Source organism: Pseudomonas sp. MIACH (genome assembly GCF_001269925.1).
In the GTDB taxonomy this organism is placed as follows: domain Bacteria; phylum Pseudomonadota; class Gammaproteobacteria; order Pseudomonadales; family Pseudomonadaceae; genus Aquipseudomonas.
Genome location: NZ_LHVO01000002.1, coordinates 145,447 through 158,515 on the forward strand (window position 1 = coordinate 145,447; position 13,069 = coordinate 158,515).

The window sequence follows — 13,069 nt, forward strand, 5'->3', positions numbered from 1 at the left end:
AAGGACGCGCCTTCAATGAACACTCCCTCGCAACTCCACGAGCGTTTGCACAACCGCCGATTCACCGTCGCCAATAACACCCACGGGCTGTCCGGCGCGGGTACGGTGTTTCATTATCTGGTCGAAGGCGATGCGATTTCCGGCACCTACCAAGGCGGCCGTATCCGCCTGGGTACGCAGGTCGGCCGCGTCACAGGCCCAGACGCTATCGAGTTGCTGTATCAGTGCCTGACGCTGGAAGGTGAGCTGCTGGCCGGCTGGTCGCGGGGCATCATCGGTATCGATGCTGCCGGGCGTACCACGCTGAGTTTCGTGTGGGGCTGGTTGTCGGGGGCGACGGGAGGTGGGCAGTCGAACTACGTGGAGCTTGCAGAGTGTGATGGCCACTCCTAAGGCACAAACTCCACCCTCAACCCCCGACTCGCACTACGCCCCTGATCATCACTGACCCGCAACCGATACTCTCCCGACTTGCCCGGCCGCCAGTTCAATGTGGCTTGCGGCGGGCCCTGGCCGATCAAGGTTTGATCAGCAAACCAGTACAGCGTCGCCGCATCGCTGGCCGCATTTGCGTTCAGTGGGATGCTTTCCTGGGGTTGGGACAGGCGCAACTGATAACTCACTTGAGTCAGCGGCGAGCGGATCTGCGGGGCTTCGCTCTGGTCGCTGATGCGGTTGGGCTGGCAGTTTTTCATCACGTTGGGTGGCGTGCGGCGGGGCAGGCCGGCGGCGCGGTACAGGCGTTGTATATCGCTGGGCCAGAATTCGAAGACTTCCTCGCGGGTGTATTGCGCCTCGAACGGCGGGCACGCGGCCTTGCCGGTGCGGGTGTCGATCAGTACCGGGCGGTGCAGGTTGGACACGCGAATCGGTGAAACACCGGGGATGTACCAGGTCTTGCGGGTTTGCGGGCACCAGCGGTTGGGCAATTCGCCCGAGGCGGCGCAGACGTCGATGCGCACCAGGCCGGCAGGTGGTTTGTCAGCCTTGATCACGACGTTGGGCAAGGCCAGGGGCAGGGCGTCGGCGATGCGGAAGAACAGCGGTGCAGCGGTCTTGGCACCGATAAACGCCGGGTTGGGTCGACCATCGAAGTTGCCCACCCACACCACCAGCACATAGGGACCGACCAGGCCCGCGCTCCACGCATCATGGAACCCCCAGGACGTCCCGGTTTTCCAGGCGGTGCGCCAGTGCCGCGCGGGCAGGCCATCCGGTCGCGGGTTGCGGCGCAGCATGTCGCGCACCATGAAGGCGGCCTGCGGGGTGAGGAGCTGCGGGCCGGTGGCCTGGGGCTGCTCCTGTAAATAGCGCAACGGCCGCAGATGGCCGTCGCCCGCCAGCATCACATACAGTCGCGCCAGCTCCTCGGGTGTCATCTCGCCTCCACCGAGGGCCAGGGCCAGGCCGTAATGGCTTTCAGCGCGCAGGCCCTTGATCCCGGCGCGTTGCAGCAAGCCATACAACGACGGCGACTTCACTTGGCTGGCCAGCCACACCGCCGGGATATTCCGGCTACGGATCAACGCATCCCGTGCGGTCAGAGGCCCGACAAAACTGCCGTCGAAATTTTCCGGCTGGAAGTAGCCGAAGTTACTGGGCAAATCCTTGAGGATACTCATGGGGTGGATGACCCCTTGATCCAGCGCCAGCCCGTAGAGAAACGGCTTGAGGGTCGAACCTGGCGAACGGCGTGACAATACGCCGTTGACCTGGCCGTGGATGCCTGTGGATAAGTAATCCGCCGAGCCCACCAGCGCCTTGACGCTCTGGTCGCGGCTGTCGATCAGGATGGCCGTGGCATTTTCCACACCGGTGCTGCGCCGCTCGGCGATAAAGCCGCTGATCAGGCGTTCGAGCAATTGCTGCAGGGGCAGGTTGAGGGTGCTGTTGAGTTCGTTGCCTGGCTGGGAGGCCAATAGCTGCTCGCTCAGATGCGGCGCCAGAAACGGGATCTGCTGGCGGTTGCGGGCTTCCAGGGGCAGGTCGAGCAAACTGTCGTTACGCGGGTCTTGTGGATAAGTTTCACGCCAGTCATGCATCAAGCGCAGTCGCGCGTTTTGCAGTGAGGGCCCAAAGCGTGCGCGCCGCCCCGGCTGCTGGGGAATTACCGCCAGCGCCAAGGCTTCGGACAACGACAACTGCGCCGCCGCCTTGCCAAAGTAGATGCGACTGGCCGCTTCGGCGCCTTCGATATTGCCGCCCATGGGCGCCAGGTTCAGGTACGCCTCAAGGATGTCGTGCTTGCTGTAGCGCGCCTCCAGCCACAGGGCCAAGGCCATCTGCTGCAACTTGCCGGGTACCTGGCGGGTGTTGAGATCCCACAGGCGCCGCGCCAGTTGCATGCTCAAGGTCGAGCCGCCCTGACGCTGGCCGCCGCTGTAGGTGGCCAGGGCCGCGCGCATCAACGCCGGGGGATTGATCCCCAGGTGCCAGTAGAAATTGCGGTCTTCCTTGAGCAGCAAGGCCTCGACCAGTGACGGCGAGATGCGCTCCAGCGGCAGCCATAAACGGTATTGGCCGTCATCCGCCAGGGTCATGCGCAGCAGCGAACCGTCATCGGCCAGTACCACCCGTGACGACGTCACAGCCTGTTCCAGCGGGGCATGGGGCCACAGCCGTAGCCCCGCCAGCACCAGCGCCGCTGCCAGCAGCGGCGCCAGGCGTTTAAGGCTTGGTAATTTCAAGCTGGCCTACTTTGCCGCGCCCTTGCAGGGTGGTTTCGTACATGCCTTCGGCGTAGGCCGGTGGCGTATTGAACGTGCCGGCGTTGGTGGCGCGCACGCGATAGACGAAGGTGCCTACGTCGCGCAGTGCCGTGCCGTACAACACCACCCGATCATCACGCACATCCACGTAGTCCGGCTGCCAGTTGCTCAGCTCGGTTTCGCCGATCGGCGCTTGCCAGGCATCGGCTTCCTGATCGCTTTCTTCTACGTAATCGGCCTCTTCGCCTTCACTTTCCTCGGTACTGGCGGTTTCCGGCTCCGGTGGCAAGTTATACACAGGCTCGACGCCACCGGGCAGCAGGTCGACCACGGCCACTTGCTGCACTTGGTCACGGTCGGTGGCACGCAGGCGCAAGCGCACCAGGAACTCATCGCCCACCGCCACTGTGCTCACCGGCTCGCCTTTGAGGTCGAGGTATTCGTGGATGATCTCCAGCCCGTTGTTGATCGGCTTGAGCTTGGCACCCTTATCGAAACCGGCTTCGCTGAGCATGTAAAACGCCGCCGGGCCGTCGGATTTTTCCATCAGCAGTTTTTGCGTGGCGCCCGGCACCGCTGCGCGGGGTGGCTGGCCGGCCATTTCCAGCAATTGTTGCTGCTTGTCGCCCAGCCAGGCGGTGGCCTTGAGGGTCATATCGCTTTGCGCGCGCTGGCCGTAGTTGTCCAAGGCGCGCAGTAACAGCGCCGCCGACAGCGAGTTGTAGCGCTGTTCGTTGAGGCGCTTGCCGAGTTTATCCAGCAGGGCGGTAGGAACATCGTCAAGCAACTCGGGGAAATGGCGAGCGAGCAGATGCAGGTGCTCGGCATCGTGGACCAGCGGATCGTAATACAGGCCATCGCTGTCCCACTTATCCACAAGTGAACGCCAAGGGATCTTGCGGAACACGGTGTCGGCCTGGCGATCCTGCTTGAGCAGTTTGTAGCTGGCCGCCAGGTACGCGGCGCCCAGGTCGTTCTGCCAGCTGTCCTTGAAGTAGCTTTCGTAGCGTTCGCGGATATCGCTCAAGGCGCCGCTCACCAGAATCCCCTGACGACTCAACAGGTAACTGGCGTAGGCGCGGTTGCGCAATTCCGACAGGCCTTCGCTCGGGCCGTTGGCCAGGTCGGTCAGATAGCTGTTGGCGCGCACCAGCAGGTCTTCCGGCACCGGCAGCCCTCGCTCCTTGGCTTCGATCAGGAAATCGGTGGCATATAGGCTGGCGTAGGGCGCCACATCCGGGTTGGCGGCCCACAAACCGAAACCACCGGCCTGGTTCTGGCGCTGACGCAACATGCGCACCGCGCTGCTGAAGGCCTGTTCTGCCTCGGGTGCGGTACCGCCCCAGATCAACGCCGGCATGGCCTTGGACACCAGTTGCTCGGTGCAGGCATAGCCGTAGTCATCCAGGTAATGCTTGAGGCCGTTGGCCCACACCAGCGGCGAGGCCGCCACACCCAGTTGCACGTCGCGCAACTGGCTGAACAGTTCACGGGTGGGCTTGAGCTCTTTGCTGGCGCTGTCGAAGCGGCCCAGGCTGAGGGCCACGCGATGCTCGCTCAGAGGGCGAATCGAAGTGGTTTCCGCCACCTGGATCCGCTTGCCATCCGGCAGCACTGCGACAAAGCGCAAATCCGCCGAACCGAGGGTTTCGCCGACCTTGATCTTGAACTCGGCGGTGCCCTCCTTGCGCGGTTGCAGGGACAAGGTGCTGGCTTTGTCGCCCTGCACCACCAGGCCGTCGCTGGTCTGCACTTCAAACTTCACGTCCGCCGCAGCCTCGAGGTTACTGAATACCCCGGCGCTGACGTTGAACACATCACCCGGCGCCACGAAGGCTGGCACGTTCGGCGTGATGACGATCGGGCCACGGACCTCGGTATTGGCCTCGCTGACGCCCACGCTGTCGGCATCCACTGCCACCGCAAACAGGTGCAGCTTGCCGTTGAAGCTGTCCGGCACTTGGTAATGCAGCACGGTTTCACCGGCGGGCAAGTCCACCAGCCCGGACCACCAGGCCACTGGCGGCTGATGTTTACGCTTGAACGGGTTGAGGTGGTTGGCCAGGGCGCCTTCCGTATCGCCACCGGGCGCCGCCCCACTGAGCAGGCGGCTGAATTCCGGCAGGATCAAGTCAAGGATCTGACTGGTGCCGACTTCCAGCGCACGCTTCTGGAAGAAGAAACCCAGCGGGTCGGGCGTCTGGTAGCGCGCTACCTGCAAGATGCCTTCGTCCACCGCATACACCACCGCGCGGCCGGGGCGGTCGGCGTTGACCTTGATGTCGAGGGTCTGTCCCGGCTCTATTTTCGCCGGGCCCTCGACCTTCAACGCCATGCGTCGCGCATCCAGGTTGATGCTGAACGGCACCACCCCGTAGGACAGCGGGCTCATATAGACCTCGGACGAGCCGATGTCGCGCACAAACTGCACGTTGACGTAGGCATTGCCCTCAAGCCCCGCAGGCACGCGGATATGTTGCACGCTGTTGGTACTGTCGGCCTTGAACCACTGCTGGGTGTAGACCTTGTCCCGCTCGATGGTGATCAGGCCCGCACCGGTGTAAGGCGCGCGGATGCTGATCGCGATCTCATCGCCGGTGGCGTAGCTGCGTTTATCCAGGCGCAGTTGCAGCTCGGCGTTGCGTTCCAGGGAGCGCGAGGTATTCCCGCGTCCGGCCACGCTGTAGTCGATCTGGTTGAGCAGGTTGCCGTTGGCGTCCTTCACTTGCAGGGTGAAATCGCCAGGGGTGGCGGTGTTCAGCGTCTGCTTGGCGCCGTCCTTGGTCATCACCAGCGGTGAGGCCGGCTGGCTGATGTTCTTGATGCGCGACTCGTACTTGTAGGTGCCGTTGGACTGTTTTACCAGTACCGACACGTAGCGATGCTCGACCACTTCGCTGGTCAGGCCATCCACCGCCAGCGGAGTGAGGTCTGGCGCGACGGCCAGCCATTGCACCTGGCGCGGGGCGTCCTTGGCGACGTACGACAGCGAGTCCTGACTTTTCACACCCACAAGGTAGGGTGCGGACGACACCAGCAACGCACTTTGCGCCGCCACGTTACGACCCCCTTCGGCCTCGAACACCTGGGTCATCACTTGTAAGCGATAGGTGCTGTTGGCGAAGCGTTGCAGGTTGAGGTCGAGTACGGCCTGGCCGTTGTCGTCGACGGTGGTTTCGGCCAGGTCTTCGGTGCTGGCCTCTTCCAGGGAATCGTTGAGGCGGAAACGGTAGTCGGGGTAACGCTCAAATGCCGCGAGCGTCGGGCTCAGGGACATTTTTGCGGTGACGCGACGGCCGGCCGCCGGCGCGCCGAACAGGTGCATCGCGGTGACCTTGGCCACCACCTGGTCCGGTGGAATCCAGCCCTGCACCGGGGTGTCATGCAAGCTCAGGCTGACCTTCATGCGGTCCGGCTCGAAATCACGAACCTTGAAGCTGACACTGCCCAGGTCGGTGCGGGTCTGTTTCTGGCCAATCAACTGCAAGGTCGCGGTGTAATCCCCGGCGGGGGCGACTTCGCTGCTGGGGAAATCAAAGGTTTCAAAACCGCTGGCAGACAGTTTCAGCGGCTGGCGAATCACTTCAAGGCCACGTGGGTCGGTGATCTGCAACTCCACGGGCAGGCCTTGCAGGGCACCTTTCCAGTTGCCGCTGCGCACGATCATGCCCAGGTGCGCGGTTTCGCCAGGGCGGTAAAGGCCACGGTCGGTGAACAGGTAGGCACTGAGGCGATCAATCGCGCCGTCTTCTTCCAAACCTCCTACGTCGAAGCGCGACAAATCCAGCTGCTGCGACTGACGGGCGATCGGCAGGAACGATTGGTCATTGCCGCGAGTGACCACATACATCAGCGGCGTTTTCTCACGGCGCAGTTCATCCAGCTTGGCGAAATGCACGTGGCCTTCGCCGTCGGTGTGGCCGCTGCTCACGGGCAGACCGTTGCGGCCAATGATGTCGACCTGGGCGTCGGACACCGGCGAACCGTTGCCGATGGACTGCACATACACGTCATGACTGCCATCGCTGGAGCGCTTGGCGATGATGCCGAGGTCGGTGACCACGATAAAGCGCAGGTCAGAGGTGGTGCTGCGCGAATAGTCGAACGTGCGCTCGGCCGGCTCATCCTGAGGGCTGAGCTTGAGCACGAAAATGCCGCGACGGCCGCCGTTGGCGGTGAGGTAGTGGCTCAGATCGACGTTGTCATAGACGGTTTTCGCCGGGTCCGAGGACGACAGCGCAATATCCAGGGACTGGCGTTCAACCATGCGGTCGAAGTACTCGTTGCCGAAATTGGGACGGGCAAAGCTGCCGCTGCTCTGGTCCACCAGGTGCTGCAATTGGTTGGGCAGCAAGCGCGCGATTTCCACATGGGCGCCAGGTACACCACGGGCCATGAAACCCAGGCGTTTTTCGCCATTGAGGCTGAGCAACGCGCCGTCGGACAGGAACTGCAAGGTGCGCGGATAAGCCGGCATGCTGATCAGAGAGGCCGTCGGGTTTTTCGCCAGGTAGCCACCGATGGCTTCCAGGTTGGCGGGCACGCGCACATACAGGGCACGGCCGGCCGGGGCCTTGAACTTGAAGGCGTGCAGGGTGTTCAGCGGTTCGACGCTGGGCACGTGGGTCAGCGTGACCTTGGTGCTACGGGCCAGCAGGGCGTCGTCTATGTCGTTGCTGTTATAGGGACGGGTGTCGTCCTGGGCTTTTTCCGGCAGCAGCCAGGCCTGGACCTTACCGGCAATGGTGTCATCGGCTACGGCGCTGGAACTGCTGAACATCAGCACCGGCTCAGGCTCGCCGCGCTCGTTATCCACAAAGCTCACTTCGGCGCCGGTAAAGGTCAGGCGATAGCGGCCGGGCACGGTGACTTCCGCCACCAGCGGCGCGGTGCTGGCGTTGCCGCCGTCGCGGGCTTTGACGCCCTCATCCAACTTGGCGCTGACCGGCGTGCTTTCCAGCGGCGTGGCCAGGGCGGCGGAGCGTACGTAAGCGTTGAGCTTGGTCTCGTCGAAGCTGATCTCCGGACGGTTGGGCAACTGCGCGTCGCGGTAGGCCAGGCCTTTGCCGAGGGTTACGGAGACGCGCTTGCGCAGGCTGTCTTCATCGACCGGATGGGAAAAATGGAAGGTCGCCACCAGTTGTTTCAGCGTTGGGTTGGACGGGTCTTGATACAACTCGTTTTGTGCCAGGGTGGCGCGGAACGGTTGGGTGGAGAACTGGCTGCTGTACTGGCTGAGCAGCATGCCATTGGCCAGCAAACCTTTCCTGGCCAGATCAAGGGTGTAACCCGCTTCGATGGGCCAGTCTTTCTCCGGCACGAACAGCAGAGTGCGGTCGTCGGACCAACGCCAGGTACCGGCCACGCCAGGTTTGAGGGTGATGCCTTCGGTGACCGGCTTGCCAATGGCGGCCAGCGGGGCCACCGATTCGGCAAAACGCACTTGCAAGTTATCCACAACCGGCGGTTGCTGGGTGTAGTCAGTCAGATTGGGTTTGTGCAGCGAATAGCCCACGGTATGGGGCTGCGGCAGGTTGGAGTACCAGTGCCAGCCATAGAAGCCAGCGGCCGCAAGCAGCACCAGGCCCAATACGCCGGCACCGGCCTGGCGCGGATAAGCGCGGGCCTTGTTACCCAGGTTCGCCAGGCCACGGCCGATGGCGCGCAGCCACAGCGGCGGATGCCATTGGCCAAAAACGGCCCCCACCACAGTCAGAAACACACCGACAACACGACGGCTGATGGCTTTGAGCGAATCGAACATGGTGAGCATCCCTGGCTAAGTGCGGCGTATCTTACACGCGTCTTTGATACAAAAGATGACACCGATACGCCGCACGGCGGGGATGTTTACCGAGTCAGCTGCGCACGAATGCCAACAGCAGCGCGTAATCATTGGCGTCGGCAGCGCGAAGCGCCTGGATGTAGCGTTGGCGAACTTCGTTCACGATCACCAGGTTACCGCGCCCCCAGGAGAAGGGAGCAAGACCACATTGCCTCAGCAGGCAATCGGTCATGAGGCGAGCATGTCTACCGTTGCCATTGGGGAAAGCGTGTAGCCACACAAGTCGATGATGAAAGCGCACGGCAATCTCTTCTGGCAGGAATACGTTGTGCTCCAGCCAGTAAGCCACGTTGTCGAGCAATTGACGCAAGTTGACGGCAATCTGTGTCCAGTCACAGCCAATGTTTTTATCTGATTTTCGGAAAGTACCGGCCCACTTCCAAGTGTCGTCGAACATTTTCACGTGGAGTTCGCGGCAGAAATGATCATTCAGCACATCCAGCTTTTTTTGCCGAGCTACCCAACGCGAGGCTTTGAGGATGTTTTGCGCCTCCCATTCATCCAATTCGCCTTGGGTGGCGATGTGTCTCGGTTTCAGCCCAGCGACTTCGTCCGGATCGAGCGGGGTTTGACCTGGTTTAAGTTCCAGTTCTATTGCCATAGGCGTGTCCATGGACCGTCGAGCAATTCTTTGCGACGTTCATCAATCTGACGTTCGATGAAGGCATCAGAAGGACGTTGATCTTCGAGGCTCATGGAATGAGCGACGCCTAGGATTTCTTGCTTGGCCATGAGTTCGGCGCGGTCTTGGATGACTTCATGCAGGGGCTTTTTGGGGACCAGGCCGTACACGAGTTCACAGTCCAGTGCTGCCGCGAGCTTTCTTAGCTGTGCAAGCGAAATGCGATCCTCAGCTTCGGAGCGCTCAGACTTGGTCAAGGTCACTGAAGACACGCCCGCTATTTCGGCCTGGGCTCTTAATGAGCGACCCAACGATTCTCTGATAGACCGCAACCATCCGCCTGGCGGAACGGGTGCGCCTTTAACGGTGTTAAAGGGTTCAATAGCGCGTTCTACTTGAGAAAGGCGCAGCTTGTAGAGGTTGGAAGTACCCATGGTGAAAGACCTTCGTAAGCCTATAGGCTATCAATATTGAAATTAATATTAGCCTATAGGCATACAGCAAGCACAAAAAAATAAGCCTATAAGCTAACAAAATACAGGATTCTGTTTGCCTATAGGCTTACAAAGTAATTCAATTTGTTAGCTTTCAAGATGTTCAGGTCCACCAGTAGCGCACGAGGTGGAAGAAAATCGGCGCCGCAAAACACACCGAATCCAGGCGATCCAGCATCCCGCCGTGCCCTTCGATCATATGCCCCCAATCCTTCACCCCCCGGTCGCGCTTGATTGCCGACATGACGATGCCGCCGGCGAAGCCGAGCAGGTTGATCAGCAAGGCGATCAGGAACGACTGCCACGGGTTGAACGGCGTGGTCCACCACAGCGCCGCACCGATCAGGGATGACAACAGAATCCCGCCGACAAAGCCTTCCACAGTCTTCGATGGCGACAGGTTGGGCGCAATCTTGCGTTTGCCGAACAGCTTGCCGCACACGTACTGCAGCACGTCCGAGAGTTGCACCACGATCACCAGGTAGGCGATCAGCAGCAGGTTGCGGCCTTCGTAGCCGGGGATGTCGAGGGTCAGCAGGGCGGGCACGAAGGACACGCAGAACACTGCGATCATCAGCCCCCATTGCACTTTGGAGGCGCGTTCGAGGAAGTGCGTGCTGTCGCCGCCCAGGGAGGCCAGGATCGGCAGCAGCAGGAACACGTACACCGGGATAAAGATCGAGAACAACCCGTACCAGTCCGAGTAGATCAGCAGGTATTGCAGCGGCAATGCCAGGTAGAACGCGGCCACCAGGGCCGGGTAGTCGCTGCGCCGGGTGGGCGTGAGGGTGAGGAATTCGCGCAGGGCGTAGAACGACACTGCGTAGAACAGCAGGATCACCGCGCCAGTACCGAGCCAGAAGGCGATGCCGATGACCACCACCATCACCCACCAGGCGTTGATGCGCGCGTTGAGGTTGTCGATCACCGCATTGGGGGTGCCGCGGGTGCGCAGTTTGAGGATCAGGCCGATCAGCGAGGCGAGCACCAGGATCGCGCCGATGCCGCCGAATAACATCAGGGTTTGGCTATCCATCTCAGGAATGCTCCGGGGCGAGGGCGAGCAGGGCATCGCGGGTTCGGGCAAGGAACGCGGTTTTGTCTTCGCCTTCTTCCAATTGCAAGGGGGCGCCGAAGCTGGTGGTGCACAGCAAAGGCAGCGGCAGCACGCGGCCCTTGGGCATGACCCGGTTGAGGTTGGCGATCCACACCGGGATCAATTCAGCCTGTGGGTAACTTTTGGCCAGATGGTAGATGCCGCTTTTGAACGGCAGCAAGCCGTCCTCCAGGTTGCGCGTGCCCTCGGGAAAGATGATCAGCGAGTCGCCGCCTTCCAGCGCGGCGAGCATGGGCTGCAAGGGGTTATCCACAGGGTCTTTGCGCTCGCGGTCGATCAGCACGCCATTGAACACGCGGTTGATGATGTAGCGGCGCAGGGCGCTTTTATTCCAGTAATCGCTGCCGGCCACCGGGCGCGTGAATTTGCGCAGGTTCTGCGGCAGCGAGGCCCACAGCAGTACGAAGTCGCCGTGGCTGCTGTGGTTGGCGAAATAGATACGTTGCACCGGCACTGGCGCGCAACCCAGCCACAGGCTGCGGGCGCCGGTGACGGTGCGGGCCATGGAGGTAATGAGCGTGGCGACCACGGGTTCGAACATGGGAATTCCTTATCCGGCGAAAGGCAGCCAGGGACTGGCGAGGATCACGGCGAGGGTCAGCAGCGCTTGCGCGCCCAGCAGCCAGGCTTGTTTGCGCAGCAATTTGAGGGCGCCGCGACGGCGCTCGGTCCAGGGCCGGCCGGCACGCTTGGCCGATTGCAGGCCAAGGGCTTGCAGGGCTTGGTCGAGGTCCGCAGTGCGCTCGGTATCGCGGGCCAGCAGGGCGAACAGGTCGGCGTCGAAGGCCACGCGCAGCGCCCAGTACTTTTGCAGCAGCCCGAGGATAATCATCCACAGGCTGAGCAGCAGGCAGAGGGTTGAAACACTCGCCATCAGTAATTGGGCCAAGCCAAATAGCACACCGGCCACGGTCAGGCCTGTGGATAACTGATCCAGTGAACGGCCACGGCGCAGCAGGCTGGCGACCACCTGGAGTTCCATATCAGCGGGCATGGGGTAAACCCTCCAACGCTTGACGATGAGCAGGATGCAGGACCACATGGGCCCGCGCTGTACGAATAATAGCCAGCGCTTGGTCCACCGTGGCGGCGCGCCCACTGTGCAGCAGCCAGGCGGCGACGGCGGTGGCACTACGTGAGTAGCCGAGGGCGCAGCACACCAGCACCGGGCCGCTTGAACGCAGGCGCTCGATGGCCTCAGCGGCTTGCTGGCATTCGGCGGGTGTCGGGGCGATCAGGTCCAGCACGGGGATGCTTTGATACGCGCGGCCCTGTGGATTAATCGGCAATTCGGCACAGAGGTCGACGATGGCGCTGAATGAATCCTGCTCTTTCGCACTGGGAATCCGCCCCAGCCACACGTTATCCACAATCAGGTCCGGCTGTGGGTGTTTGCGTGTCCACAGGCGCGAATTTATCCACGCCCCGGCCAGGTAGGGGGCATACAGCCAACGCGCCGCAGGTGTGAGCCGGCCATCGCTGCGTTTCTGAAAGCCCGACGCGCCGAGCACCAGGTAATTCGCCTTGATCAGGCCCAGGGACACCGCCGGCCAGAGCAGCCATAACCAGGCGCCGCCCAGGGAAAACGCCAGAATCGCCAGTGCCAAGGCTCCCAGGCCGTAGCGCAGGCCCAAGCGCCAGCGCTTCGAATCCCGGGTCAGCCGTGCATTCAGCAAGGGGCTTGGATGTTCCACCGGCCACAGCCACACGCAGATCCAGCCGGCGAGGGCGCCTGTGGGTAAGTCGATAAAGTGATGTTGATAAGTGGTCAGCACCGAAATACCGATCAAGGCGAACCAGCCATGCACCAGCCAGCGCCACATTCCTTGGGTGTGGCGCTGATACATGACCCACAGGATCACCAGCAGCGCGATATGCAGCGAGGGCGCCTGGTTGAACGGTTTGTCGAAACCCGCCAGCACGGCAAACAGCCAGCCGAACACGCCATCCAGTTCCGGCCGCTCAAAGGTAAAGCGCAGCGGCCAGATCAGGAAGCAACTCACGGCGATGACCTGCGCGCTGAGCAGGCGCAACGCGTGTTGCTTCAGCTCATGGCGGCTGTTGGGCAGCAGCAGGGAGAAACCGTAGAGCAGGTCGATGGACCAGTAGGGCACGATGGTCCAGGCCCAGAACGGCATATGGGTTTCCCAGTCGAACACCAGGGTGCCGACGTCGCTGCGCTGGCTGGTGACCCACGTGGCGAAGCCGTAAGTGCTGAAAAACAGCGGCGCCAACAACAGCAGCCACAAGACCGCTGGTTTCAATAAACCGGGTTCGCGCATG

The 13,069-nt window shown here is 62.0% G+C and carries 9 protein-coding genes; 1 reads left to right on the forward strand and 8 read right to left on the reverse strand.

Going from position 1 to position 13,069, the window contains the following annotated elements:
* Positions 1–15 precede the first annotated feature (15 nt).
* Positions 16–393 carry a hypothetical protein gene (locus AD670_RS00710; RefSeq protein WP_053127462.1) on the forward strand — a complete coding sequence of 126 codons (378 nt, stop codon included), beginning with the start codon at positions 16–18 and terminating at the stop codon, positions 391–393.
* Here AD670_RS00710 and pbpC read toward each other — a convergent pair.
* The 8 genes from pbpC to AD670_RS00750 form a co-directional block, all read right to left on the reverse strand.
* Entirely contained in the window at positions 390–2,687 is a 2,298-nt protein-coding gene (gene pbpC / locus AD670_RS00715) for a penicillin-binding protein 1C (RefSeq protein WP_053127464.1), read from the reverse strand. The genes AD670_RS00710 and pbpC overlap by 4 nt on opposite strands.
* Entirely contained in the window at positions 2,668–8,472 is a 5,805-nt protein-coding gene (locus AD670_RS00720) for an alpha-2-macroglobulin (protein WP_053127467.1), read from the reverse strand. The genes pbpC and AD670_RS00720 overlap by 20 nt, the downstream gene beginning before the upstream one ends.
* Positions 8,473–8,566: 94 nt before the next feature.
* On the reverse strand, positions 8,567–9,154 hold the full coding sequence (locus tag AD670_RS00725) for a mobile mystery protein B (RefSeq protein WP_053127469.1): 588 nt from the start codon (positions 9,152–9,154) through the stop codon (positions 8,567–8,569).
* A complete protein-coding gene (locus AD670_RS00730; protein ID WP_053127471.1) occupies positions 9,145–9,609 on the reverse strand; it encodes a helix-turn-helix domain-containing protein in 465 nt (154 codons plus the stop codon). Before AD670_RS00730 ends, AD670_RS00725 begins: the two co-directional genes overlap by 10 nt.
* 163 nt (positions 9,610–9,772) lie before the next feature.
* Positions 9,773–10,705, reverse strand: a complete 933-nt coding sequence (locus AD670_RS00735) for a phosphatidate cytidylyltransferase (RefSeq protein WP_053127473.1) — start codon at positions 10,703–10,705, stop codon at positions 9,773–9,775.
* 1 nt (position 10,706) lies between these two features.
* Entirely contained in the window at positions 10,707–11,327 is a 621-nt protein-coding gene (locus tag AD670_RS00740; RefSeq protein WP_053127475.1) for a 1-acyl-sn-glycerol-3-phosphate acyltransferase, read from the reverse strand.
* A 9-nt stretch (positions 11,328–11,336) separates the two neighbouring features.
* On the reverse strand, positions 11,337–11,780 hold the full coding sequence (locus AD670_RS00745; protein WP_053127477.1) for a hypothetical protein: 444 nt from the start codon (positions 11,778–11,780) through the stop codon (positions 11,337–11,339).
* Positions 11,770–13,068 carry a phosphatase PAP2/dual specificity phosphatase family protein gene (locus tag AD670_RS00750; protein WP_053127479.1) on the reverse strand — a complete coding sequence of 433 codons (1,299 nt, stop codon included), beginning with the start codon at positions 13,066–13,068 and terminating at the stop codon, positions 11,770–11,772. Before AD670_RS00750 ends, AD670_RS00745 begins: the two co-directional genes overlap by 11 nt.
* Position 13,069 lies beyond the last annotated feature (1 nt).

Bases quoted from the DNA above. Each gene is read 5' to 3' on its own strand.
- AD670_RS00750 (WP_053127479.1), bottom strand. From the start codon at position 13,068: ATGCGCGAACCCGGTTTATTGAAACCAGCGGTCTTGTGGCTGCTGTTG.
- AD670_RS00710 (WP_053127462.1), top strand. From the start codon at position 16: ATGAACACTCCCTCGCAACTCCACGAGCGTTTGCACAACCGCCGATTC.
- AD670_RS00735 (WP_053127473.1), bottom strand. From the start codon at position 10,705: ATGGATAGCCAAACCCTGATGTTATTCGGCGGCATCGGCGCGATCCTG.
- AD670_RS00740 (WP_053127475.1), bottom strand. From the start codon at position 11,327: ATGTTCGAACCCGTGGTCGCCACGCTCATTACCTCCATGGCCCGCACC.
- AD670_RS00745 (WP_053127477.1), bottom strand. From the start codon at position 11,780: ATGCCCGCTGATATGGAACTCCAGGTGGTCGCCAGCCTGCTGCGCCGT.
- AD670_RS00720 (WP_053127467.1), bottom strand. From the start codon at position 8,472: ATGTTCGATTCGCTCAAAGCCATCAGCCGTCGTGTTGTCGGTGTGTTT.
- AD670_RS00730 (WP_053127471.1), bottom strand. From the start codon at position 9,609: ATGGGTACTTCCAACCTCTACAAGCTGCGCCTTTCTCAAGTAGAACGC.
- AD670_RS00725 (WP_053127469.1), bottom strand. From the start codon at position 9,154: ATGGCAATAGAACTGGAACTTAAACCAGGTCAAACCCCGCTCGATCCG.